The following is a 24,788-nucleotide window of genomic DNA, read 5'->3' as shown; positions in this document are numbered from 1 at the left end:
ACAGTATCTGGTAGGAATAAAACGGGTTACAACGGAATAAATACGATGGAATCACTTAGCACAAAAAATCAGCTTGATATGGCGCGCAATGTCCATGATATGGGCAGCATTAACAAAATGCGCGAAGCCATTGCGTCAGGCGATGAGACGGTATTGCAAGAAGCTGCCCAGCAGTTTGAAGCGATATTTGTGCAAATGATGTTGAAATCTATGCGTAAAGCGCAAGATGCCCTTGCCGATGAGAATAGCCCGTTCAATTCTCAACAAGTGAAGTTTTACCGCGATATGCACGACCAGCAGCTGGCTACAGATTTAACATCAGGCGGGGGCCTGGGGTTAGCTGATGTAATTGTGAAACAGTTAGGCCAAACAGAAGATAGCTATACGCCAGCGAGTGTCATAAGAAGTGACGGTGATATTTCATCGCTAAATAGGAATCGTGAATACAAGGTTGCTGAGGCACAAAACATAGCGCTTTCCTCTAACTCGATAAAAAGCCAGTCGGCACAAAAAGACGCCATGTTCGAAAGCCCAGAACAGTTTGTTGAGAGCCTTATGCCTATTGCCGAGAAAGTGGCAGAGAAATACGGCATGGATCCAAAAGCAATCATTTCCCAGGCTGCTGTAGAAACAGGCTGGGGAAAATTTGTTATTCACAAATCCGATGGCACTAGTTCGCATAATCTGTTTGGCATAAAGGCCAATAAAGGTTGGCAAGGCGAGCAAGCTGTGGTGGATACATTAGAGTTTAACAATGGGCTGCCTCAAAAACAAAAAGCAGCGTTTAGGTCTTACTCATCGGTAGAAGATGCGATGGAAGATTACGGACGTTTTATTACCACACAGCCTCGCTATAGCCATGCTGTGGAAAATGCTTCTGATGCCACGCGCTATACAAGTGCGCTTCAAGAAGCGGGCTACGCTACCGACCCTGACTACGCGAGCAAAATAATGGCCGTGTATAACAGCGAACGTCTTAGTTCGTTGATGCCATAGTTTAAAGCCATAGTTAGGGGTTATAGGTGAGGAGAATACAGTGAGTTCTGTTGATTTATATTCATTAGCTACAAGCGGCGTAAACGCTAGTAGCAAGCTATTGCAGACGACAAGTAACAATATCGCCAACGTCAACACGCCTGGCTATGTTCGCGAACGCACCGAGCTTCAAAATAGCCAAGTATTTGGTGTTGAGATTGGCAATACTGAACGTATTATCAACGTATTTGCTCAAAATCAGCTACGCCGCGATATCACCGCAGTAGGTGAACTCGAAGCTTTTTCTAATAAAACTACAGCAATTGATAACCTACTAGCCAGTGAAGCGAACTCAATTTCTCAAGGCCTGAGTGAATACTTTTCAGCCCTACAAACTGCGGCTGATGATCCAACAAACCTAGCATCTCGTGAACAGGTACTAAGCAAATCTGAATCGCTCTATAACCGCATGAGAACCTTGTCGGATTACATGCTGGAAAAAGAAGAAGAGCTCAATTTAGAGGTCACTTCAATGGTAAATAGAGCCAATACGCTAATTGGAAATATTGGCGATCTGAATCGCAATATCGTTATTGCAAATGGCAATAATACGAGCGATCAGCCAACCGCTTTACTTAATGAGCGAGATCAGGCCATAGACGAACTTGCCTCAATTATGGGGATTACAGTTAAAGAGAGCACTACACAAAATGGCGCCGTTACTATTAACCTAACATCGGGCGAGTCGCTCGTTCTTGAAAACGGTGCATTTAATCTTTTTGAGTTAAGTTCTAATGCAGACCTAACAACCAAAGAAATTAAGCTGGAAACAAATTTCGGCTCACAAACCAAAAACGATACGTCGATACGTGTAATAGAAGATGACTTAGGCGGGTCCTTAGGTGGCTTGTTCAAGTACCGTAATGAAGTGTTAGGGCCAACAATGCGTGATGTAGGTCAGCTCTCTGTCGCTTTTGCCGATGCAATGAATACCCAAAATAAACTGGGTATGGATTTAGATGGTCAAATTGGCGGTAACATTTTTGACATTCCTTCATTCAGAGGCTTAGCCTACGAAGACACCAATGGCGATTACGTAGTTACAGCACAGATAACTGAAGGCAAGAGCGCTGAATTAACTGACGCCGACTATAAAATCGAAGTAACTGCAGTTGCTGCTGGTGTGCCCAGTGAAATTGAAATTACGTTTTTAAACCCAGACGGGACACCTAAAAAAGACGGTTCTGGCAATGACATTATTTTCTCTAATTTTGCAGTAACCTCCGGTTTTAATGAGTTATCTGGCGGCATTGAAATAGATTTTTCAGGAAGCGACCCCTACACCGTGGGTAACGAGTTTTTGATTCAGCCAACCAAAGATGTGGCTTCAAATATAAGTTTAGATACAAATCGCCCAGAAGATTTAGCTTTCGCCAACCCGGTACGAGCAGGGGCTGACAGCGCTAACCTAGGCAGCGCTAATGTTATAGACGTAACTGTTTCAAATACGGAAGTGGGAACCTCTGCTTTTGATGGATCGGGTGGCCTTTTAAATTCAGCACCAGCTCAAATTAGCTTTACGGCTGCAGATACCTATGAAGTGTTAGATGGAAGCGGGACGGTTTTAGCTACTGTAACGGGTACCACGGATTTAACGAATCTTATCAGTCAAGCGGGGATAAGTCCTGATCCCGGTTTTGATCTAAGTTTAGACGGTGTGCCAAAAGCAGGTGATAGCTTTTCAATCAGCTATAATACAGATGGTTTCAACGATAACAGCAATGCGCTTAATTTAGCTGCTCTTCAAAATGAAAACAAAGTTCAGGTGAGTAGTGAAGCAACCAATACGCCAAGAACGTTTCAAGATGCCTATGCGTCTATGGTTGGGCGTATTGGTGAAGATGCATCAATGGCTAGCGTCTCGTTGGCTTCGGCTGAAGCGATGAAAGTGCAATCTGAAAATTGGTTTGAGTCAGTGTCGGGCGTAAGCTTAGACGAAGAAGCTGCTAACTTGATAAAGTATCAGCAAAGCTATGCGGCGGCAGCACGTATTTTGTCTACGGCTCAAGAATTATTTAATACCATTTTGCAGTCAGCAAGGTAGGTGATTTATGCGTATATCAACGAATCAAATTTATGATCAAAACATGCGCTCGATTATGCAAAATCAGGGCGACTTGGCGAAAACCCAAGAGCAGCTCGCTTCAGGTAAGCGCATAATCACGCCCAGCGATGACCCTGTCGGGGCAGCGAAAGTACTGCGCTTAACCGAAGAAATTGATGAGCTTACCCAGTTTCAACGTAATAATGATTTGGTAACCGGGTCGCTTGAGCAGCAAGAGGCTGTGCTTACAAACATTACCGACTCTATCAATCGCGCCCGCACACTGATAGTTCAGTCCGGTAATGGTATCTTGTCTGATCCAGATAAGCGCGCAATTGGTGCAGAATTAGAACAAATTAAGCTTGAGGTGTTTGATTTAATGAACACGCAAGATGCCGACGGAAATTACCTGTATGCAGGTTACCAGTCGGGTAATCAAGCATTCGAATATAACCCTGCTGCAGCGGGAAATGCCATAACGTTTGCAGGTGACCCAGGTGTGAGCTTTGTCCAGCTATCGAATAGCTCTAAGATTCAATCAACCAGTAACGGATATGAAGTTTTTGAAAACGTGCTATCGCGATTCAAGTTTTCAGTTGATGGCACTACCGGTGCTACTGTAAATACAGCTGAGGTGAAGCAGCAAGGAACATTTGATACCTTTTTTGACAAGAATTACGACCCGGTCAATGCGGCAAATAATGATTATCGCATTAATTTTCTTGCTACAGGTCAAGCAGAATTAGTCAACCAAGGAACCGGTGTCGTAGTTGATTCTGTCGCCTATAGTTCAGGGCAGCCCTTTACTATTAAAGGAATGGAGTTTAATGCTACAGCAGCACCTGGTGATAGCATCGACTTGTCATTCGATGCGCCAGAGAAAAAAAGCATGGCGCAATCAATCCACGAAATCCAAACCATTCTAATGGACTCTACTATTGATAATTCAGCACTTCAGGAATCGATAGCCGATGCCTTAGTGGGTCTAGATAACGGGCTTGAAAAGCTATCCCTGGAACGCGCTTCCATAGGTAGCCGTTTGAATATTGCTGAAAGTACGTACGAAAGTAACTTAGATATGGAAATAGCAGCGAAAGCACAGCGCTCGTCTATTCAGGATGTAGACTATGCAGAAGCATCTACAGAATTTGCGAAGCAAGAAACAGCTTTGAGTGCTGCATTGGCGACATTCCCTCAAGTAAGTAACTTATCGCTATTTAATTATATCTAGAGGCGTTAATCGGTTAATGCATCAACGCCTGTTAGATGCGCCATGTACACTCTCGCTTCATTGTCGATATGGCATGAGTAGTAGGAGACATACAGATTGTCGTTTTCTACTACTAGTCCTGGATAACTCGTGTCACCACCACTCGGTAGTGTATGTAGTTCTTTGAGTTCCTTTGATTCTTTGTTAAATAACCATATTGTGGTGGAAAACTTGCGAGTCACCCAATCGACATGTCTTCCAGCGACAATAATCATGTTAGCCCCAAGTGAAACTGCCGCTGGTCCACCGATATATATCCCTAAATCATGCCATGTCCATTTAGTGTAAGGTGGTTTAGACGTTCCAAACTGCGCGCTAAATGAATCGGCATCTCGTCTTAAAAATACAGAGGCATTACCTTCATTATCAAACAAAATGGTGCTTTCGTTGGGATAGCCTTTGCCTTGCTTGTTCAGGTTGAAAACATCATCTTTATGCAGTTGCATTGTGCGTGTGGGGTCACCCTTATAGAGCGAGAGCTTATTAGATGGTCGATTATAAGCAAATCCATAGGCTTCATTACCCAACCAATTATGATTCCAAAGCCACCAACCGCTTTTGCCGTAATTATTACTTCCAGACCAAGAGAGGCCAGTAGTGGAAAAATAGGTCCGCATTTTAGACACCATTTTTCCATTATCTAAATAGGTCTTCGCGTAGGTACTTAGTATTAGCCGTTTGCCATCAAATGAAAACTTTGGATCTCTAAGATCAGCATTGTGTTCTTGTATACGAATTCTTGCTAAGACTCGCAAAGTTTTCTTATCGACAGTTAGCACCATCAAAAGACCGTCTGCGCTTATATGATTAGTCGCTTGGCGATAGCAACACAGTAACGTCTTTCTACTTTTGTCGAAGGGGTTTTCTATGAGATCGGTAAAGGCACTATGCGCAGCAGGCTTAGAGATACGTTTTAAATCGAATAATTTCATTTTTTTTTGCACTCTAAATCTCCCTTAAAAATCCGCCACTTATAAATAAACTTTGTTCAGTGTAGCGGCAATATCTTACCGCTTATCGGCAAAAAACGTAATTTTTTCTAAAGGGAATTTACATCTTGTCGATACAGTTTCTGAGAGAGCCAGTTCATCAATTACCCCTCAGGTCTTGATGACTACTAAAACAAAACGTCGGCAATGTCGACAGCCAGCGCACGCTGGACTGAGAGTGTAGGAGAGACTTTATGTCTATGTTCGTTAATACCAATGTATCCTCATTGAATGCCCAGCGTCAGCTTTTTGATGTTAGTAATTCTTTGAGTACGTCTTTTGAGCGCCTTTCTTCAGGCTTCCGTATCAACAGCGCTGCTGATGATGCCGCAGGTCTACAGATTACCGACCGAATGACTTCACAAGTCCAAGGACTTAACCAAGCTGTACGTAACGCAAACGATGCGATTTCACTGTCGCAAACTGCTGAAGGTGCGCTTTCTGAAACTACAACTGCACTGCAGCGTATCCGTACGTTAGCGGTACAATCACAAAACGGTATTAACAGCTCTGCTGACCGTGTTGCTCTGCAGAAAGAAGTATCTGCACTACGTACTGAAATCTCGCGTATTTCTACGACTACCCAGTTTGCAGGTGTAAACATCCTTTCTGGTGATTTCTCTGCTAAATTCCTTGTAGGTGCAAACGCAGGGCAGACGATTTCTGTAAACCTATCGAGTCAAGCGTTAACTCGAGCCAACGTAAATGGCTTTAGTGCAACTGGTTTAGGGATCACGGGATCAGGGAATGACGTATTAACTAGTGAGAATGCTTCTTCAATGATGGCGTCTATCGACAACGCTATCTCAGCGATTGGTGGCCTTCGTGCTGATTTGGGTGCGCTTCAAAACCGTTTCCAATCTACCATTCGTAACTTAAGCAATATCTCAGAAAATGTATCTGCTGCACGTTCGCAGATTAAAGATACAGATTTCGCTACAGAAACTGCGAACTTGACGCGTAACCAGATCATACAGCAGGCAAGTACTACCGTATTATCTCAGGCGAACCAGCGCCCACAGGCAGCTCTATCTCTTCTAGGTTAAAAAAGCGAGAATGGAGCCAGGAGGTAGTGCTCTAGTTCAACTTAATTTACTAAAAGCCGACACAATTGTCGGCTTTTTTTTGCCTATCATCATCAGCACAGTGTCTTCCTACTTTTTAGAGGTATTTTCACTTAACGACAGCTTTTATTTTACTAAATTCTTCAAAACCCTTCCAAGTATAGAAACGCTTAGTAACACGCACCCAGTAATTGAAGAATCCCTCTATCTCATTGAATTGTTAATCTTTTTGTAAAGTTAATAAAACGAACTAAAAATTTTATAAAAAAAGCTAAAGGAAATTTCCCTATGTGACGATAACTATTACAAAGGGGAGATAAAGTTTTTAATTATCCTCCATCCCTTAAAAAACTTAGTTAACTCAGGTTGTATAAGGGTAAATTTTCTAGATGATTTTATATTGTTTGTTTTTAAAGTGATTAAAATCAATATTTTATCGGTGTAAAAATTAATTTAAAGAATTTCTAAAGTAAATTGATTTGAGTGGCGATAAATAGGAAGGTTTGCTAAGGGTGGAGCTGCTGACAGGCGAGAATGAAGCCAGGAGGTAGTGAGAGGTTTGAGGTCTGGAACATCAAACCCGCCAGCCAGCAAAGAGAAGTAACTTCTCTATATAGCAAGTTTCATCGGTTAGTGTGCCGACAAAACGTCAGATTACCCTGACACCTATTCAAAGCACAGGTTATGCCAAAATTTTAAACTATCGCGCAGATAATAAAACCAATAGCGCAACACTCGAAACTGTTAGGAGAGACCCATGAGTCTATTTGTAAATACCAATGTGTCATCGTTAAACGCACAACGTCAATTGTTCACTACTGGCAACAACTTAAGCACTGCATTTGAGCGCTTATCATCTGGCTTCAGAATCAACAGCGCTGCTGATGATGCTGCAGGTCTTCAGATTACTGACCGCATGACTTCGCAAGTTCAGGGGTTAAACCAAGCTGTACGAAATGCAAATGACGGCATTTCGCTTGCTCAAACTGCGGAAGGTGCAATGGCGGAAACGACGACAGCACTTCAACGTATTCGCACGCTAGCGATTCAATCGCAAAACGGTATTAATAGCTCTGCAGACCGTTTAGCACTTCAAAAAGAAGTCTCTGCACTGCGTACAGAAATCTCGCGTATTTCTACAACAACGCAATTCGCTGGTGTGGATATTCTAACAGGTGACTTTTCGGCTAAGTTTTTGGTAGGCGCTAATGCCGGTCAAACAATTTCTGTAAACCTATCGAGTTCAGCACTAGCACGTGCCGGCATAAATGGTTTCAGTGCGACTGGCATGGGAATTTTGGATGATAATGTACTTACAGAGCAGGGCGCTTCTCGCCTTCTAACTGCGGTCGATACTGCAATATCTGCTGTCGGCGGTTTACGCGCTGACTTGGGGGCATTACAGAATCGTTTTCAATCTACCATCAGAAACTTAAGTAACATTTCAGAAAACGTTTCAGCGGCAAGATCTCGCATTAAAGATGCTGACTTTGCCACAGAAACGGCAGAGTTAAGCCGTAATCAGATTTTACAACAGGCAAGTACAACAATTTTAGCCCAGGCGAACCAGCGCCCCCAAGCAGCATTGTCTCTACTAGGCTAACGCGTTAAGCATGTTTTAGGCGTAAATTTGGGAAGGAGTTGAGAGGCCATCCCCTGAAGCAAGGAAAGCGGCCAATTAGGCCGCCCCTTAGAGAAAACGCCGACTAACAGAACTGAGAGTGTAGAAGTGTTGGTTGAGAGGCCAGTTTATCCTACTAAACCCTGCCAGCCGACAGAAACTGAATTTGCTCAATCTCCTAACATGAGCAAATTGGCCGAGATTTGAATGTCTCGGCCTTTTTTTATTTTTACCGAAACATCTCGCCAATTTCAAACTACGGTAGAGCAACGCCGTTGGTTCGATATTCCTAAAGCATTTACAGTGCCAGCTTTTTCATTCTTGCAAATTTGATGGTTCTTTCCTCATATCCTGAATTGCACGTTCGAAATCTTAGTTAACGCTTACCGACATTATTTACAGTATCAATTATCGATATCTTTTAGCTATGTATCGAAAAATTACTAATTTTCTTCAAACGCTCTAGATGATTTTTTTCTTTTTAAAACAATTGGTTACTTTTTATTTTTAAAATTGGAGTAAAAAATACAAAAAAAAGCTAAAGAACCTAAAGACTTTGCCGATACCTATTGTTGAGGGGTAATTTACTTTACTTTTAAGAGAGGGGTTAGTTGGGAGTAGTGACCCAGCTAATTTGAACTGGAAGGATTTGATGATAGCAAATTTGCCATCGAATCCCTAGGAGGTAATCTAATGTCTTTATTTGTAAATACTAATGTGTCTTCGCTTAACGCGCAGCGTCAGCTTTTTGACGTAAGCGATCGCTTAAACACGTCGTTCGAAAGACTTTCATCGGGATTCCGTATCAACAGTGCAGCAGATGATGCTGCTGGCTTGCAGATCTCAGATCGTCTAACATCTCAGGTTCAAGGTTTGAACCAAGCCGTTCGTAACGCGAACGATGCTATTTCTTTATCTCAAACGGCTGAAGGTGCCCTAAGCGAGGTAACTACAAGCTTACAGCGTATTCGTACACTGGCAGTTCAATCGCAAAATGGTATCAACAGTTCAGCCGACCGTCAGGCGCTTCAAAAAGAAGTTTCTGCACTTCGTACAGAAATTTCACGTATCGCTACAGACACACAGTTTGGTAACGTGAACATCCTAGACGGTAACTTTTCTGCTAAATTCTTAGTTGGCGCAAACGCGGGCCAAACCATTTCGGTTAATTTGTCTTCAGGCAACCTAGGCTCTATTAGCGGCTTTAGTGCAACAGGCCTTGGGATTACGACTAACGACGTAACGACTGCAGCTGGCGCCTCTTCATTACTTAGTGATATTGATGGTGCTATCTCTGGAATCGGGGCCGTGAGAGCCGACTTAGGTGCGCTGCAAAATCGCTTCCAGTCTACTATTCGTAACCTAAGTAATATAAGTGAAAACCTGTCTTCTGCTCGTTCACAAATTCGTGATACTGATTTTGCGGCAGAAACTGCAGAACTTACCAGAAATCAGATTATTCAGCAGGCATCTGTTTCTGTTCTCAGTCAGGCAAACCAGCGTCCTCAAACAGCGCTGTCTTTGCTTGGATAAGCTATACTTTAATTAGTTACCTTAATTGAGATGTAACGGGTGTTTGCTATGATAGGCAAAGACCCGTTTTGTCGTTTCAGGAAGGAGGTATTACGTGGAAATTCAAAATACCCAAAGTGGCCAAGCTTTTGCATCTACAGCATCAGTAGTGCCTGTGCAGAGTGACGCGCCTCTGGTCTCTGATCAGAATTCCGAACAAGCGAGGCAAAAGAAGAGCGATGCAAATCAACGTGCCAACCAATCTGAGCAAGCTCTATCGGACCGTGAAACGTTAGATAGAAAAAATATTGCTCAAGCTCCTGACCTGCGGGTCGATAACAATGATGGAGAGAGGAACGGTGCTCAGCTAGATGATGCTGTCGCCAAAGTTGAATCATTCCTTAAAGTTCAGAATAGGGATTTAGCTTTTACCATAGACGATGAAACAAAACGCTCTGTAGTAACGGTAAAAGACTCACAGTCTGGTGATGTTATTAGGCAGATACCTTCAGAAGAAGTGTTAAAACTAGCCGAACGCATTCAAGAGCTGCAACAGGATGTTGGGAACAGTGTAGGGGTGTTTATCAACAACCAGGTTTAACGAGGTAAAGTATGACAATTCAGTCTCTAGGTGTAGGGTCAGGCCTTGCTCTTGACGATCTTGTACAACAACTTCTTACTGCAGAGCGTCAGCCCAAAGAAGAACGGTTAAATGCAAAAGAAGAACGTATAGAGGCTGAAATTTCTGGCCTCGGGCAGATTAAATCCAAGTTGTCTGACTTCAAAGATGCCGTTGATGAGTTACGCAGTGACAACGGAATTAATGGTCGTGAGCCTACGATAACTAATCCTTCCGAAGATGATGATGTTCTCTCAGCAGAAGCATCAAATTCAGCGCTTCGCGGCAGCTATGAAATTGTTGTCGAACAACTTGCTGCGGGAAGCAGGATCACAACAGATGAAGGTGCATTTACTTCAAGCAGCGATCCTGTACTGACGTCTGGGACGGGCTCGCTTACGTTTGATGTTGGTGGAAGCGAAAGTTTCACTGTAGATGTTACCGCAGGCATGTCGCTAACAGCGTTACGTGAAAAGATTAATAGCGCAGATGATAACTTTGGCGTAACGGCTAACATTATTGATACGGGAACTGGCGCAGGTCCTCGCTTAGTATTTTCCTCAGATGAGACAGGTGATGGTAATGACCTTGTCATCACAAATGATACAGGTGCCGCTGAATTAGATCGACTATCAACAACGGGTGGCACCAACAATATTAGCGCTGCAAATATAGAAAGTGCCCGTAATGCTATCGCTTACGTTGATGGTATCGAAGTTCAAAGCAGTTCTAATGAGTTTGAAAATACTATCCAAAACGTCTCGTTTGATGTTAATGAGGTTTCTCCGAAAGACGCAGCTGGAGAATTTCAAGCAACTAAACTAGACATCGGCTATGACAAAGAAGGTTTAGATAAAAAAATTCGTGACTTTGTCGATAACTATAATGCGCTTATTGATGAAATAGGTACGTTAACTAAATACGGCGAATCTGAGCTAGAAGATGACGGCGCACTCGCTGGTGACTCTTTACTACGAGGGATACAGAGCGGATTGGCATCAATTGTTGGTGATAGCGTCAGCTCCTCTGCTCTTGGTGGGCTTTTCCAGATTGGTATTGAATTCGATGATGAAGGCAAATTAGAAATTGGTTCGACTGATTTTGGTTTAGGATCAGGCGAAGATCGTCTAGAAGATGCACTAGAAGATAACTTCGACGAGATTGCCAAATTGTTTACTGATTCTGATGAAGGTATTGCTACTCGCTTATACGAGTTTTCAAAAGAATATACATCTTATAGTGGTTTAATCAGCTTGCGTGAGCGCTCTGTTAAAGATGAGCGAGAAGAGCTGTACGATGAGCGTGAAACACTCGAATTACGCATGCTTAACTATGAAGAAATTCTTCGGGATAAATATTTAAACCTCGACCAAACCGTTGCACAGTTAAACCAAACTGGTTCAGCGTTATTAGCGTCGTTGTAAATAAAGTAGAGTTGGAGTTGTTATGTCACTCAAAGGTATAAACGCCTATCGTAAAGGGAACTTAAAACAGGACGTTGCAAATGCAGATCCGCATAAACTCACCCTTATGCTTTTGCAGGGGGCACTTGATAGAGTTGCTTACGCAAAAGGGGCAATGGAGCGCAAAGAACTGGTGGCTAAAGCGGATTTCATTTCTAAAGCAAGCGCTATAATCATGCATTTGCGAGATACGCTTGATGTAGAGGTTGGTGGTGAAGTAGCTGAAAATATGTTTGCACTATACAACTATATGGTAGAACGTTTGAATGATGCACATTTTAACAACGACTTGAATATGTTGGATGAAGTGTCTAGCCTATTAACACCAATACGCGATGCGTGGGTGCAGATTCCTGAAGAAGCGAAGCAGGAAGCGTACGAGGCCCAGCGTCAGAAACGACAAGCTATTTGAAAAACTCGATACTAAATCACAGCGAAACTCCCTTATTCCTCCAAGCAGTTAACGCTGAGTTAGCTGCTTGTTTGTCATCGCCCAGTGACACATTTTCCACAGAACGATTTCGGTATCTTTCCCAAATACGCCATAAAGTCGTTGTTAGAGCGCTATCTCGCCTTCAAGGTGATGAAAAATCGTCGTTTGCACAAAAAGAAATTCTGATAAATCAAAAGCTTGAAGAGCTGGCGCAAGGTTTGCTTGATAACGCCAAAAAAGAAGCGGTCAAATTTTCTAGAGGCCGCGCAGCCGTTAAGAAATATAAATAGCCATGTTACAGCAGATTCAGTTTCACGTTCATGAAGATGAGCGACAGCAGCAAAATATTGAGCGAGCGCTTGCGCAAGAGATTAGGGATAACTATCGACTCAGTATTAGTGCATTTGAGCGGTTTATTCCAACCCTTGCAGACCTAATTAAGAAACATGATTCGTCAGTATCTACCTTGCTGTGTAATAAATTTGGTGAGCTAAATATTATTAACTACAACACCGGGCAGGTGTTGTATGGAGAGCATCCAAAGCAAGAAGTTCTCTCTCACTACAATGCATACATCGCTCGCACGGCTCCCATTTCATTATCCAGTGATAATGATAAATCTGTTTCTGCGATGGTTGTTATGGGGCTGGGGTTAGGTTACCACATTGAGAATTTGATTAGAGAGAGCCGCTATCAACATATAGTGGTCTATGAGCCTAATATTGATTATTTTGTGTGTTCGCTGTCTAGTCTCAATTGGAGAGAATTGCTCAATATCGCGAAAGAACGAAGCATCGCCTTGTATCTTCAAATTGGTTCTGACGGCGCAAACTTCGCTAAAGATATGTTGGAGCTTAAAAAGCATATTGGAGTTGATAAACTAGATTTTTATAAGCATTTGCATAATCCGGTGTTCAATAACCTCGAAAGCAAACTAATGACATCAGATTGGCATGAACTGCAGTCGTGGTTACCTGCTCGTAACACTACTTCAATTAGCGAGAGTTACCTTCATCAGTGGGCACCGCTAAAAGATGACAAGGAGTTGCGTTCTTCAAATTTAGATGAGGAGCGCAAGAATAGTAATCTCGTCGCTTTAAAAAAGTACTTCCCGAACCTATACGAAGAGTTTGTAAATTATGAGCCTCAGCAGTGGGCGCCAAGCGCTAACGTTGACGGGGATGTTTATCTTTATCACAAGTCAACTAATGCGCTGTTTTCCAGTGCACCAATTGATGATGCGAAAACAAATTTTAAATCCTTTGTATCAAAGCCGAACAAAGATGGTCTGCTTTTAAGCTATAAAGGAAAGAAGTTAAAAGGGTATTTGCATTACCAGCTTGTCGAAGAGTGTGAATCTGTACTAAAAGATGTGCAGGAGAAGCAAAGTGCGTTACCTACTCAGGTCAAGTCTATCATCCAGTTTGGCATTGGCAGTGGTTATGGGCTTAACGACTTAGTAAAAGAACACGATATTGGTATGCTATTTATTTGCGAGCCAAATCGAGATTTCTTTTATGCCTCATTATTTGCCATAGACTGGGCAAATATCATTTCTTCGTTTGATGAAGGAAAAAAACGCCTTTACTTAAACATAGGTGACGATGGCTCAAACCTCACCAATGATTTATTGATTCAATTTCAGTCTGTTGGCCCTTATGTGTTGGCAAATACATTCTTCTATCAGAGCTATGTTAATGAGAAGCTTACTGATGCAGTTGCCCAATTACGCGAACAGCTTCTCGTTATGATTGCCATGGGGGACTATTTCGATAATGCACTGTATGGCATTGCTCATACTCGATGGGCACTGAAGAATTCCGTACCCTTTTTACTGGCTGATGCAAAGCGCCGATTAACTTCTCTAACGCTAAATGTACCTGTTTTTATAGTAGGTAACGGGCCTTCTTTAGATGGGTTAATTGAAACACTTAAAACTGAGCAAGATAGAGCAATAATCGTTTCATGCGGGACTGCACTGTACGCGCTTTACAAAAACGGTTTGACCCCAGATTTTCACGCAGAAATTGAAACAAACCGTTCAACGTTTGATTGGTTGTCCCGAATCAATGATGCTGATTACCTCAAGCGCATTACGTTACTGAGCTGCAATGGCATTCATCCCGACTCAGCAAACTTGTTCAAAAATACACTATTGGCGTTTAAACAAGGCGAGGCATCAACGGTTTCACTCACTGAGATTCATAAGTCGCATCCTTTCGAGCTATTAAACTTCTCTTATCCTACCGTTTTGAACTTCACGGCAGACCTGTTTACCACGATAGGTTTTCAAGATATCTATTTGTTAGGCACGGATTTAGGCTTTGCAAGTGACGATTACCACCATTCAAAGTCTTCCGGCTATTACGATAGTGAAGGAAAAGAGCTTTACAATTATGCGTCAAATCATCAAATATCATTGGTTGTAAAAGGTAACTTTAAGCCGTGGGTTAAAACTAAATACGAATTTAAAGTTTCAGCAAAGGTTTTGGAGCAGAACTTTGCGAGCAAAAATTCCTATATCTATAATTTAAGCAATGGCGCATATATAAATGGAGCAGACACGCTAAGCGCTGAAAACGTTCTTATCGTTTCTACCTCTGCTCAAAAAGAGCGGGCAAAAGAAGAAATTTTTAACAATATTTTTTCTGCAGCTGAAAACTCTAATTTAATGTCTAAATTCGAAGCTAAGTATAAGCCATCGTCTTTAATCGAAGAACTCAATGCGCTGAACAATTTATTCACTGAGTCATTATCGTCAAAATTAGATATTGAAGAGTTAATTCACGAGCAGAGGGAGTTTATCGTCTCGTCGTTGCTTCGGAAGAAAAGCTTAGTTTTCTATTACTTTAATGGAACTTTCAACTACGTTAACAGCATTTTTAGTAAGCTTCTGAATGTTAAGGATGAAAGCGTCGTAATTGAAACGGGCAATGCTTTAAAAGAGGTTTGGCAAGCATTTATAGCAGATTCAATAAAGCTTTTAGAACATTCTCAATTTCAGTTCGACGCTGTTTCACCGCATACAAGCCTAAGACGAAACAATGTTCTAATTGATAAATGGAATACGCACCCTCTTTCTGTTCAACATCAAAATATTGCCTTCGAACCAAAAACAAAACTGACGGAGTTATCGTTACAGAATGCTCAAAATGCAACGCAGATTTTAATTAACTGGGTTGATGAAAAAGCGCAGTCTATAGATGATGGCGAAAACACATGTAATATCGTTTGGCTGGAGAATGACAGTGATGTCAAACTTTCATTTCGTGGTCTTACATTATTAGCGCGCGGAGATTTTAACGATCTTGGGGTGCCCTATCAGAATAATCCACTCACCTTGTTTGAAACTTCCTTGGTTGCTTTTTCTAGTGGACTGAAGAATGTAATTTTACTGCAAAAAGTCAGTTTTCATCCCTCGTTGGAGCATGACTATTTCGACAAATTTATTTCTCTGAGCAAGCATTATTTTTGCTATGCGGGGCCAGATTTTCTCGTTCTTAGTCAAAATGCTTTGCGATGCGAAGATCTTTTACTTTTAAGTGGTGACCGTCTTATTTTCATTCCTAGGGTAAAAGTGAAAGACTTCAGAAAAGAGTCAATATCTCAAGAGGAGTATCTTCAGAGAGTTGATGCGGTAAACGACATGCTTGTTTCTCAATTGGAAGCCTAGTAGATGGTAAATAAAGTCACCGCATTGATGACTACTTTCAACGCATCTAAGTGGGTAGAAGAAACAATCGACTCAGTTTTATCTCAAACTTATCCAAATTTCGAGTTTCTCATCGTTGACGATGGTTCAACGGATAACACTAAACTTAAAGTCGAAGGTTTCTCAGACCCTAGAATTAAGTTCATCACCTATAAAGAGAACAAAGGTGTTGGATATCGGCTAGATGATGCGTTAGATCTGGTAACCACACCTTATATCGCGAAAGTTGATGCTGATGACATAAGCGAACCTAATAGGTTTGACGAGCAACTTAGGTTCATTGAAAGCCGCGAGGCTGATATTGTTAAATGTCACTTAAATTATTTCGCTGATACCGATAGTGTTGCTAACTCTTCCCGGTTCACTGTTTTCAAAAATGAGAAGGAGCGCGCCATAAACGATATTGCCAGCCCTGACGATATAAATGCGTCTCTTCGGCAGTGGCCTTGTTTTCCACATACTACTTATTTTGCTAAAACAGCAGCGCTAAAGCGTGTTCGCTATCCTCGCTTGAGAATATTTGAAGATTACGTTTTATTTTTACGATTGCTTAACCAAGGGTTCAAGTTCGACTGTCTAGAAAAGTCCCTTGTGAAGATGCGTATAAGTGACTCCTCTACCACAATGAGCCTCTCTCAAAATGACTTCGATGAAGGCCTTATTGCAGTGATAGAAGAGAAAAGTGAGCGCTTAATTGCATGTACACAGGGAAAGCAGGTTTACGTATATGGTGCAGGAAAGCTAGCGAGATCTTTTGTGAGGCACGCGCATTTGCTAGACAGGGAGATCGTTGCCTTTGTGGACAAAAAAGATGGCGAAACCTCTGATGTAATTGTGTCTGAAACGAAGGTGCCGATAATATCGCTTGAACGTTACTTGTCTCAAACGGCGCCTAAAGCTTTGATTGTAGCAGCGCAACCCGTTCGATCTGAAATAACGAGCCTCCTTTCCTCGTTGGGAAAAAAAGAGGGGCATGATTTCTATGTTCTAGCTTAGCCTAAGTACAGTAGTGTAATTTGTGAGAAAATAGTGAAATTATCAATAATAACCGCAACTTATAACTGTGATGATTTGTTTGACGCGTGCTTAAAAAGCGTAGCGCACCAAGATATCATTGATGACATTGAGCATATCATTGTAGATGGTGGCTCTACAAATAATACGCTGGCTACTGCTGCATCTTATCCGCACGTCAAAAAAATTTACTCAAGCCCTGATAGAGGAATATATCACGCTTTTAATCGCGGCGTGGATATGGCGGAGGGCGACGTTGTCTATTTTCTTGGTGCAGACGATACGTTGCATGGGACATCTAATTTAGCGAAGGTCCTTGTTGAGTTTTCTAATCGCGATATTGATTATGTTTCAACACGAGTACGTTGCTTCGACGACAATACGGGAGAAACTTGGCTTACACATGCTAGTGAAAAAGAGGGAACAAATGTTTGTCATCAAGGGTTCTTTTGTCGCAAAAGCCTATTCGAGAAAATAGGCCCTTTCAGTGAATGCTTCACACTTTACGCTGACAGTTTTTTTATGAAGACTGCTATGCGGCGATACAGCGGCAAATACCTTGATATTGTTTCTGCCAATTTTCGACAAGGAGGGAGTAGCTCGCTGAGTTCAAATAGAACATTGCTGAAAAAAGAGTCTCAAGCAGTTGCTCTGTTGCTTGAGGATGTAGTGAAAGACAACCAACATCAGCTAGACAGAAATGTTCAAGATTTGAAATTTTTATTAGAACAGCTAGTGTGCAAAGAACATGCGTTCGGTGATTACCAAGGCAAAAATATCGCTGTCTTCGGTACTAGGCAACTGTCCATAATAATTGCAAACGCACTGAAAAGCGCTGGTGGGAATGTTCAATGCTTTGTCACCTCAGATAGACAGGCCACGTCATCTATCAAAGACGTTCCCATAAAATCGTTAGATATGCTCAGTCAGTTACCGTTAGATATTATCGTTAACTGTGTTGAAGGCGCGCATGAAGAGGCAATCGCTGAATCTATACGGCGCAGTATTACTAATGCAGAAGTTGTAAGTTGGCGAGCACTGTAAGTGAGATACATTTATGAGTTCTCATACGCCACGCAGTAGTCAAAGAACAGGAGACAAAATGCTGCAAAAATTTCTCATTCTAGGTGGCGAAGGGTTTGTTGGTACACATTTATACAACGAACTTAACGCCCGAAACTATAGCGTGAAAAGGACGGTTCGCAGTAATTCATTATCTGACTTGTCCGGTGATATTAATGAGAGTCTTCTTGATAAGTGCGAAAAGCCAGATGTGATATTTCATGTGGCAGGCGGCGCATCTGTGGCAGATTCGATAGCTTCACCGTCTAACGACTTTGCCAAGACATTACCAAATCTCAATGCTCTTCTTAATAAAATGAAAGATGAATGGCAAAGTAGTAGGTTAATTTATGTTTCTAGTGCAGCTGTATACGGTAAGAATGCTAGCAGTAGTACCTCTGTAAGCACTGAGCTTGCGCCTATTTCTCCGTATGGTTTTCATAAAAAGTTAGCAGAAGAAATGCTTGTTTTTTATTCTGTAACTTATGATCTTCAAGTGAAGATCGTTAGACCGTTTTCCTTGTACGGGCCAGGCTTGAGAAAACAGCTTTTTTGGGACGTTCTGAGTAAGGCCGAAAAAGGAGAGTTTAGATTCTCTGGTACAGGAGCTCAGTTAAGAGATTGGATGTACATTGAGGATTTTGTCCAGTCACTGTTAACGCTGGCACAGTGTCAATGGCGTAGTAGCGAGCAAATACTTAACGTGGGTACAGGAGAGCCGTTAAGTATCTCCTCTGCAATTAGCTTAATTCTATCGTTAGCAGGATATGAAAATAATCCACTTTTTATGACAAGTGAAGATAGAAAAGGTGATCCTCGCGACTTGGTGGCGGCGAATAATGAGTTAAACAGAGAGCTGCTACATTCAAAAACGCCATTTGAAGACGGGTTGAAGCGCTACATATCATGGTTTAAAGAGGTAGATAAATGATTAGGGTCGGGATACCTGTAGTTATCCGGGGGGATGCATGGCTAGGGGGAAAGAACTACTTTCTGAGTCTTTTAGGGGCGTTAGATAAGTTTGCGCCCGATCATTATCGCTTTTTTTGTTTGACCAACAGAAGCGACCTCTTTCCCAAGAGTTACACAAAGAAGATTCAAGTAGTCCAGTGTGATCACTTGACTGCTTCATCACCTCGAATAAGCAAATTGTGCAAGTATTTTCAGACTGACATTCGCATAGCCTACTATGCGCGTAAGTTCAAACTCACTGTATTAACGCATACATCGCCAGGTGTACGGCTCACTCCCCCAGCTATGTATTGGATGCCAGATTTCCAACATTGCCATTTGCCACACCTTTTTTCTGAGGATGAATTGCGTAATAGAAACCGGCTCATTGCTATGGCTGCCGAACGGTCAGGTCATTTACTGCTAAGCAGTCATTCAGCTGCTCAAGACTTCAAACGTTTTTTCCCTGAATACAAACAAACCAAAACACATGTTGTACAGTTTTCACCTAACATTACATTGGCAGATTTTGACATAGCACGGCGCACGCTTGAATCTGCGAAAAAACAGTCGTTAGCTGATCGTGGATACTTTTATCTACCGAACCAATTTTGGATTCACAAAAACCATAAAGTGGTACTTGAAGCGTTAAAAAAAGTGTCATCAGATATCAAAGTTGTTGCTACAGGGTACACAAGCGACCACCGCAATGCCTCGCACTTTTCTGAATTACAAAGTTTCATTGAAGAGTACAATCTTCAGGACAAGTTTGTGGTGCTTGGACTTGTATCACGTGATGAAGTTATGTCTCTCATGGCAGGAGCAATTGCGGTTATCAATCCTTCTTTTTTCGAGGGGTGGAGCACAACAGTTGAAGAGGCGAAGGTTTTCGGTAAGCGAATGATCCTATCCGACATTCCAGTTCATAGAGAGCAATGTGGCGCCCGAGCACATTACTTTGAGCCTAACGATGCTAATACGTTGGGGGTCTTGCTTGAACAGATGTATGAGGCAAAGGGTGAAATCTTAGAACACAGCATTAACGATAGCGCAAGTTATAGAAATTTAGAGCTATCGCAAAAACGCTTTGCAGACGGTTATTTGAACGCGCTAGAACATCTGTATGACGATACGCTGTTAGGAAGTAAACACAATGACAAATGAAAAAAAAGAGAAGAAGCAGGAAAGTACTTCGCAAGCAAACATAGCAGGCTCTATACATAAACGTCTCAATGATCTATTTGTGCTTCAGGGCCGCGCACTTGCAAATGCTAATAAAGGCATTGAGATGAGCTCTTTGCATGATGTGGAATTTAAGGTTTTTTCGCAATTTGGTGAAGATGGCATCATTCAGTATTTGCAACAACGTGTTATACAAAATGAGCATGAGAAAACTTTTGTAGAGTTTGGCGTAGAGAATTACCTCGAATCTAATACACGCTTTTTGTTAGTTAATAATAACTGGAAAGGGCTAGTGATGGATGGTGATGCAATGAATATAGAAAGCATCAAGAAGCAAGACTTTTACTGGCGTCATGACTTAACTGCAAAAAAAGCGTGGATCGATAAAGAAAATATTAACGATTTGATCGCAAGCGAAGGGTTTGAAGGGGAAATAGGCTTGCTCAGTATCGATGTTGATGGCAATGATTTTTGGATTTGGCAAGCTATTGAAGCCGTTAATCCTATCATGGTTGTAGTTGAGTATAATAGCGTATTTGGAGGGAAGGCTGCAGTGTCTGTACCGTATTCGTCTTCATTTCAGCGTAACGAGGCACATTACTCTAATTTGTACTATGGCGCTTCTATTGCAGCTCTGCATTATTTAGGTAAAGAAAAAGGTTACGAATTAGTGGGCTCTAATAGCGCTGGAAATAATCTCTTTTTTGTACGTAACGACCGTTTGGGAAGTTTGCGTGCGCTCTCCCCATCAGAAAGTTATGTAGAGTCAAAAATGAGAGAATCACGCGACAGGGATGGCAAATTAACGTTCAAGTCTGGAGAGCAGCGCCGCTCTTTGATTAAGGGTTTACCAGTGGTTGAGGTCAAAACGGGTGAAACTCATCCGCTAGGTCATTACTTTAGTAAGAATTGATTCGTTTAACGTGTAGGCCCGTTAAAATTGCTTGGTATGTATATTGTTAGTGCCTTTTAGTAATCACAAAACGACAGTTTGTGTTTGATTCAGCGTTTCAGTCGGGGGGAATACCCCCGTGGCAATTGTTAGCTTTTGACTGCATTTAGCAGTTTAGAGAGCTCGCTAGTCGCTTCTTTTACAGTAAAGGCACTTTGTTTGCCCGTTTCTACGCAATGCAGAAAATGCTCTAGCATCGAAACAAACATGTCATTTCTTTCAAAATTTTCATTCGGAAAATGCGTTTTCTTCGCAGCATGATCAATGAAAAATAGTTCGTTAGCGTGGCAGTCCCAGGCAAACCTTCCTTTGTTAGTTACTACGGTAAGCGTATGTACTCTGGGCTTTTGCAGGTAATCAACATGAACGTTTGCAGTAACATTGTTTTCAAAGCTCAGGTGAATGTCAGCGAGGTCGTCCACATCAATACCTAGATGTCCGCTTGCTTGGCAGTGAACCGACAATTCGCTTATCTCACCTAAAATAAAAGACAAATAGTTCAACGGATGTATTTGTGTTCTTAGCACTCCTCCGCCTAGTTCACTGCGTGCGCTGTATCCTTTAGTATAATCTTCCCATGGATGCCAATCCGGTAAATATTCAGACCATTCAGCCCTTGCCCATATCACATCGCCATAAACATCTTTTTGTTTTACTAATTCGCACAGTAATTTGATATGCGGATGAAATCTAAACTGATACGTAACGAACGAAATCAAGTTGTGCATCTCAATTAGCCGATTAAGTTCCTCTAGGCCCTCTAGTGTATGAGAAATAGGCTTCTCAATATATAGATGGCATCCATGCTTAGCAGCTTCAATGGCTGTGCGGACGTGCAGTGAAGTAGGGTTGGTGATCATGCAAATGTCAGGCATTTCAGCTAGCGCGTCGTGAAGAGAATCAAAAACTTGCGCTCCTTGCATGATTTCCTCTATTTGGGGAAAGGTACTTTTTCGAGTGCTATAAAAAATGATGTCGGTAACGCCAAGCGTCTGTAAGTTTCTAAAGTGGCGAACGCCTATCGAGCCCATGCCACATATCAAAATCTTCATAGCATTCTTCTCTTTGCTTCTTTAAAGTCTGATTCTGAATCAATATCTACCATATCGTCGTGCGCTATGATCAAAGGGTATACGTTGTCACCGCTCACCGAGCCAGTTAAAAGTGTACTTGCTCTAACAATTTCTATATCGCCAGTTTGAAACAATAGTTCGGGTAGTTTTTGTCTTGGCAAATTATAGGGCTCTTTTTCATGGCTAACAAAGCCTTCAATACTTCCGTCTTTTCTCTTGCTCCACACTCTATAAGGATGCTCCGTTACGGGAGCTACAGAGCGGACGGAGGTGGCAGAAGGGTTTTCGCAAAGAATCGAGACGCCCCTTTCGATCAAGCCTTTGGGGCGCAGGGGAGAAGTCGGTCTAAGCAAAACGAGTAGATCATAATGCTCATTATGAGAACGATGAAAGTCAAAGGCGTGCTTCATAAATTCAAAGTCGGTGCTGCTGTCTCTAGCGTATTCAGGCGGCCGTAAAAAAGGAACGCTGGCGCCGTATTGCCTCGCAATATCTGCATACTCTTCGCTATCTGTTGAAACCACTGTCTTTGACACCAGTGCACATCGCTTGGCGTACTCTATTGAGTAGGCAAGCAGAGGTTTTCCTTCAAGTAATTTGATATTTTTGTGAGGTAGCGATTTGCTTCCCGAGCGAGCAGGTATCACAGTCAGAATGTCAGGCATTTTTTTTTCTTAATAGCATGTGAACTTCTGATGACTCTTTCTGCTTATCTAGTTCCAGCTGTGCGCTGTCGAGAAAAGTCAGAAAACGTTTGTTAAAATCTTTTTTAATGTATGAAGATACGTTGTTTGTCTCCAAGTTAATGTGTAGCTGTCGGTAGAGGTCTACAAGGTCTGTACCAAACCACCATTGTCCGATGACCTCAAAATTAAACTCGCTGCACATATAAGAAAGAGAATCTTCAGTGTATAAGTGGGTATGCCCACCATGTAACTGACGATGAAAAACATTGTCATCAAGCATTTCAAGATAAACTGACAAGCTGAATGTGGGTACAGAAATAAAGATATACTTAACGTGTGGATTTTCATTCAGACGCTGCAAGGCTTTTCTTGGCGACTGAAGGTGCTCTAGCACACCAATCATTGACACAACTTGAGATTTGGTTGTGGCCAGAGATTCATGGTTATCGTTGATATCGTGACACGTAAGTCGCGGTGACGGGAAAAGGCGATTTGCCATATCGACCTGTGACTTAGAAACATCTGAACCTGAAACATTGTTAAGGCCTAGTTTAAGCAATGCCGAAACAAAGTAACCCGAACCTGCACCGTAATCAAAATAAGCATTTTTATGTGGATCTACGCCAGATGACTTCAATGCAGTGAAAAGAAATTCAGCTTTTGGCAGATAGATGCTCGCCGTTCTGTATTCATACTCGTTTCTGTCTGCTGGTGTATAATTCTGGGCATAGTCCTCATCGTCAACAGCGTAAACCGTCTGGCAAAATTCCGTGGTATCTTCATGAGCGCCATTCAAGTGAGAACACGTTCGGCATGCTTTATAAGGAATTGAATCTTTTGTGAAATCTATTTGTACGTCCAAAAGAGAATCACAATTCTTACACGTTTTTCTCTCTGGCTGTGCTGTGTACAGTTGAGCTATTTTTCTTTGTTTTTCCACGTGCATTTTATTTTCTTCAAAAAAAGATTTTTTTTGAAGTAAAAGTGCCGAGGCATTTTTTCCATATTGATTTAGCATAGGCAAACTTCTTTTTTCAGTTTAGCAATGATTTCATTTTCAGCTGAACTTAGTGATTTTTTTATCGAGCCAGCCCCGTTCGCGACACCGTAAATAACACTGGGCTTAGAGATATCGTCTACAATGACATCACCATCTTCACCTAGATATCCACCTGAAACGATATTACAAAACGACAACGCCTTTTTGCCATAAGATGAGTTTAACACGTCACGCATTTTGAGCATTTCGTATATAAACCCTTCAAGCGCTGCCGTTACATCAACTCTGTAAATTTCAAGCTTATTTTTTATAGCAAGCTTTATCGCATCTGCGGTTATGTTGTTCTTACCAAGATCAACAACTAATGCATTTTTTTTGACCGTCTGGATGACTTCATTATCTATGATTGGTACACCATTCGTGCATCCTACAACGACATCCGCACTAAACGAAGTAGAGAGCAAGCTGTTGTGAAACGTGATGTTGGAAACCGTATTTTCATGTTTTATCAAGTTCAGGCCATTTGTGATTTGATAACCTACATGAGCTTGTTGACGGTATATGTGAACGTCTGCACCACACTCGACGAGTTTGAGCGCTAACTTGCTTCCTATATTCCCAGCGCCAAGAATAGCTATTCTCTTTCCGCTCAAAACCCCTAATCGTTGGCTTAAAAATGACCAGGCGCTGTTTACGGTTAAGTCATTTGGTTTGAATTCAAAAGTCGCGCTTTTTGATATTTGCTGAAAACAGATTTTCGATAAATTTCCGGTTTCTACAGGTCCTATGGTATTTCTTTTCAAATAGATGCTGTCACTGGCAAGCAACGCTTGCTTATTTATTGATAGCGGAATCTTCTTTTCAGTATCAACTAAAACGATATCGACAGCGCCGTCAACAAGCTCGATTATGTCAAGCAGGCATTCCTGTTTAAAAATAACACAACCCGCTACTGCAAAGTCTCTCGTCACTCTAAGTGGCGTCAAGTAAGGCTCTTCTTCTCCCTTCGATGTCGTTGCTATCGTAAATATACGACTCACATTTTGTGCCGATAGCTCACTAATAAGAGACTTTACTTTGTGGATAAACGAGCTCATAAGTTATCT

Annotated in this window: 21 protein-coding genes; 16 read left to right on the top strand and 5 right to left on the bottom strand. The window is 41.8% G+C overall.

Annotated elements, in window-relative coordinates:
• Window positions 1-45: 45 nt before the first annotated feature.
• Genes flgJ through flgL form a run of 3 tightly spaced genes read left to right on the top strand, consistent with a single transcriptional unit; the run spans window position 46 to window position 4,310 of the window.
• Window positions 46-996, top strand: a complete 951-nt coding sequence (gene flgJ, locus ACYX4N_RS16420; RefSeq protein ID WP_476054767.1) for a flagellar assembly peptidoglycan hydrolase FlgJ — start codon at window positions 46-48, stop codon at window positions 994-996.
• A gap of 40 nt (window positions 997-1,036) precedes the next feature.
• A complete protein-coding gene (flgK, locus tag ACYX4N_RS16415) occupies window positions 1,037-3,079 on the top strand; it encodes a flagellar hook-associated protein FlgK (RefSeq protein WP_476054765.1) in 2,043 nt (680 codons plus the stop codon).
• A gap of 7 nt (window positions 3,080-3,086) precedes the next feature.
• Window positions 3,087-4,310, top strand: coding sequence for a flagellar hook-associated protein FlgL (flgL, locus tag ACYX4N_RS16410; protein WP_474808266.1), 1,224 nt, complete (start codon window positions 3,087-3,089; stop codon window positions 4,308-4,310).
• 5 nt (window positions 4,311-4,315) lie between these two features.
• Here flgL and ACYX4N_RS16405 read toward each other — a convergent pair whose 3' ends face one another.
• Window positions 4,316-5,293 carry a hypothetical protein gene (locus ACYX4N_RS16405; protein ID WP_476054764.1) on the bottom strand — a complete coding sequence of 326 codons (978 nt, stop codon included), beginning with the start codon at window positions 5,291-5,293 and terminating at the stop codon, window positions 4,316-4,318.
• Between the two features lie 239 nt (window positions 5,294-5,532).
• On the opposite strand from ACYX4N_RS16405, the gene ACYX4N_RS16400 reads away from it, so the two are divergent.
• From ACYX4N_RS16400 to ACYX4N_RS16340, 13 genes are all read left to right on the top strand, one after another.
• The gene (locus ACYX4N_RS16400; protein ID WP_474808263.1) at window positions 5,533-6,384 is read left to right on the top strand and encodes a flagellin N-terminal helical domain-containing protein; all 852 of its coding nucleotides are present in this window, start codon (window positions 5,533-5,535) and stop codon (window positions 6,382-6,384) included.
• 775 nt (window positions 6,385-7,159) lie between these two features.
• Window positions 7,160-8,005, top strand: a complete 846-nt coding sequence (locus ACYX4N_RS16395) for a flagellin N-terminal helical domain-containing protein (RefSeq protein ID WP_071950965.1) — start codon at window positions 7,160-7,162, stop codon at window positions 8,003-8,005.
• A 711-nt stretch (window positions 8,006-8,716) separates the two neighbouring features.
• A complete protein-coding gene (locus ACYX4N_RS16390) occupies window positions 8,717-9,556 on the top strand; it encodes a flagellin N-terminal helical domain-containing protein (RefSeq protein WP_474808262.1) in 840 nt (279 codons plus the stop codon).
• 94 nt (window positions 9,557-9,650) lie between these two features.
• Window positions 9,651-10,136, top strand: a complete 486-nt coding sequence (locus ACYX4N_RS16385; protein WP_474854004.1) for a flagellar protein FlaG — start codon at window positions 9,651-9,653, stop codon at window positions 10,134-10,136.
• An 11-nt stretch (window positions 10,137-10,147) separates the two neighbouring features.
• Window positions 10,148-11,578, top strand: coding sequence for a flagellar filament capping protein FliD (gene fliD / locus ACYX4N_RS16380; protein ID WP_476054763.1), 1,431 nt, complete (start codon window positions 10,148-10,150; stop codon window positions 11,576-11,578).
• Window positions 11,579-11,600: 22 nt separating this feature from the next.
• The gene (gene fliS, locus ACYX4N_RS16375; protein WP_476054762.1) at window positions 11,601-12,029 is read left to right on the top strand and encodes a flagellar export chaperone FliS; all 429 of its coding nucleotides are present in this window, start codon (window positions 11,601-11,603) and stop codon (window positions 12,027-12,029) included.
• Complete coding sequence (locus ACYX4N_RS16370) at window positions 12,026-12,340, top strand: hypothetical protein (protein WP_476054760.1); 315 nt, start codon at window positions 12,026-12,028, stop codon at window positions 12,338-12,340. The genes fliS and ACYX4N_RS16370 overlap by 4 nt, the downstream gene beginning before the upstream one ends.
• A 2-nt stretch (window positions 12,341-12,342) precedes the next feature.
• Window positions 12,343-15,723 carry a motility associated factor glycosyltransferase family protein gene (locus ACYX4N_RS16365; protein WP_476054759.1) on the top strand — a complete coding sequence of 1,127 codons (3,381 nt, stop codon included), beginning with the start codon at window positions 12,343-12,345 and terminating at the stop codon, window positions 15,721-15,723.
• Window positions 15,724-15,726: 3 nt separating this feature from the next.
• Entirely contained in the window at window positions 15,727-16,758 is a 1,032-nt protein-coding gene (locus ACYX4N_RS16360; RefSeq protein WP_476054757.1) for a glycosyltransferase family 2 protein, read from the top strand.
• Window positions 16,759-16,791: 33 nt separating this feature from the next.
• A complete protein-coding gene (locus ACYX4N_RS16355; protein WP_476054756.1) occupies window positions 16,792-17,820 on the top strand; it encodes a glycosyltransferase in 1,029 nt (342 codons plus the stop codon).
• A 58-nt stretch (window positions 17,821-17,878) separates the two neighbouring features.
• Window positions 17,879-18,769 carry an NAD-dependent epimerase/dehydratase family protein gene (locus tag ACYX4N_RS16350; protein WP_014997615.1) on the top strand — a complete coding sequence of 297 codons (891 nt, stop codon included), beginning with the start codon at window positions 17,879-17,881 and terminating at the stop codon, window positions 18,767-18,769.
• 188 nt (window positions 18,770-18,957) lie between these two features.
• Complete coding sequence (locus tag ACYX4N_RS16345; protein WP_476054754.1) at window positions 18,958-19,953, top strand: glycosyltransferase; 996 nt, start codon at window positions 18,958-18,960, stop codon at window positions 19,951-19,953.
• Window positions 19,943-20,884: an NADH dehydrogenase gene (locus tag ACYX4N_RS16340; RefSeq protein ID WP_069943892.1), complete on the top strand. Its 942-nt coding sequence runs from the start codon at window positions 19,943-19,945 to the stop codon at window positions 20,882-20,884. The genes ACYX4N_RS16345 and ACYX4N_RS16340 overlap by 11 nt, the downstream gene beginning before the upstream one ends.
• A 128-nt stretch (window positions 20,885-21,012) precedes the next feature.
• On the opposite strand, the gene ACYX4N_RS16335 is transcribed toward ACYX4N_RS16340, so the two are convergent.
• From ACYX4N_RS16335 to ACYX4N_RS16320, 4 genes are all read right to left on the bottom strand, one after another.
• Window positions 21,013-21,975, bottom strand: coding sequence for a Gfo/Idh/MocA family protein (locus tag ACYX4N_RS16335; protein WP_476054753.1), 963 nt, complete (start codon window positions 21,973-21,975; stop codon window positions 21,013-21,015).
• A complete protein-coding gene (locus ACYX4N_RS16330; RefSeq protein ID WP_014997619.1) occupies window positions 21,972-22,661 on the bottom strand; it encodes an acylneuraminate cytidylyltransferase family protein in 690 nt (229 codons plus the stop codon). The genes ACYX4N_RS16335 and ACYX4N_RS16330 overlap by 4 nt, the downstream gene beginning before the upstream one ends.
• Complete coding sequence (locus ACYX4N_RS16325) at window positions 22,654-23,478, bottom strand: class I SAM-dependent methyltransferase (protein ID WP_476054752.1); 825 nt, start codon at window positions 23,476-23,478, stop codon at window positions 22,654-22,656. The genes ACYX4N_RS16330 and ACYX4N_RS16325 overlap by 8 nt, the downstream gene beginning before the upstream one ends.
• A 215-nt stretch (window positions 23,479-23,693) precedes the next feature.
• Entirely contained in the window at window positions 23,694-24,779 is a 1,086-nt protein-coding gene (locus ACYX4N_RS16320) for a Rossmann-fold NAD(P)-binding domain-containing protein (protein WP_014997621.1), read from the bottom strand.
• Window positions 24,780-24,788: the final 9 nt, after the last annotated feature.

It is taken from the genome of Alteromonas sp. ABH4_452 (assembly GCF_056311825.1).
Note: the sequence above shows the minus strand (reverse complement) of the source record. Positions and strands in the feature narration are given on the sequence as shown.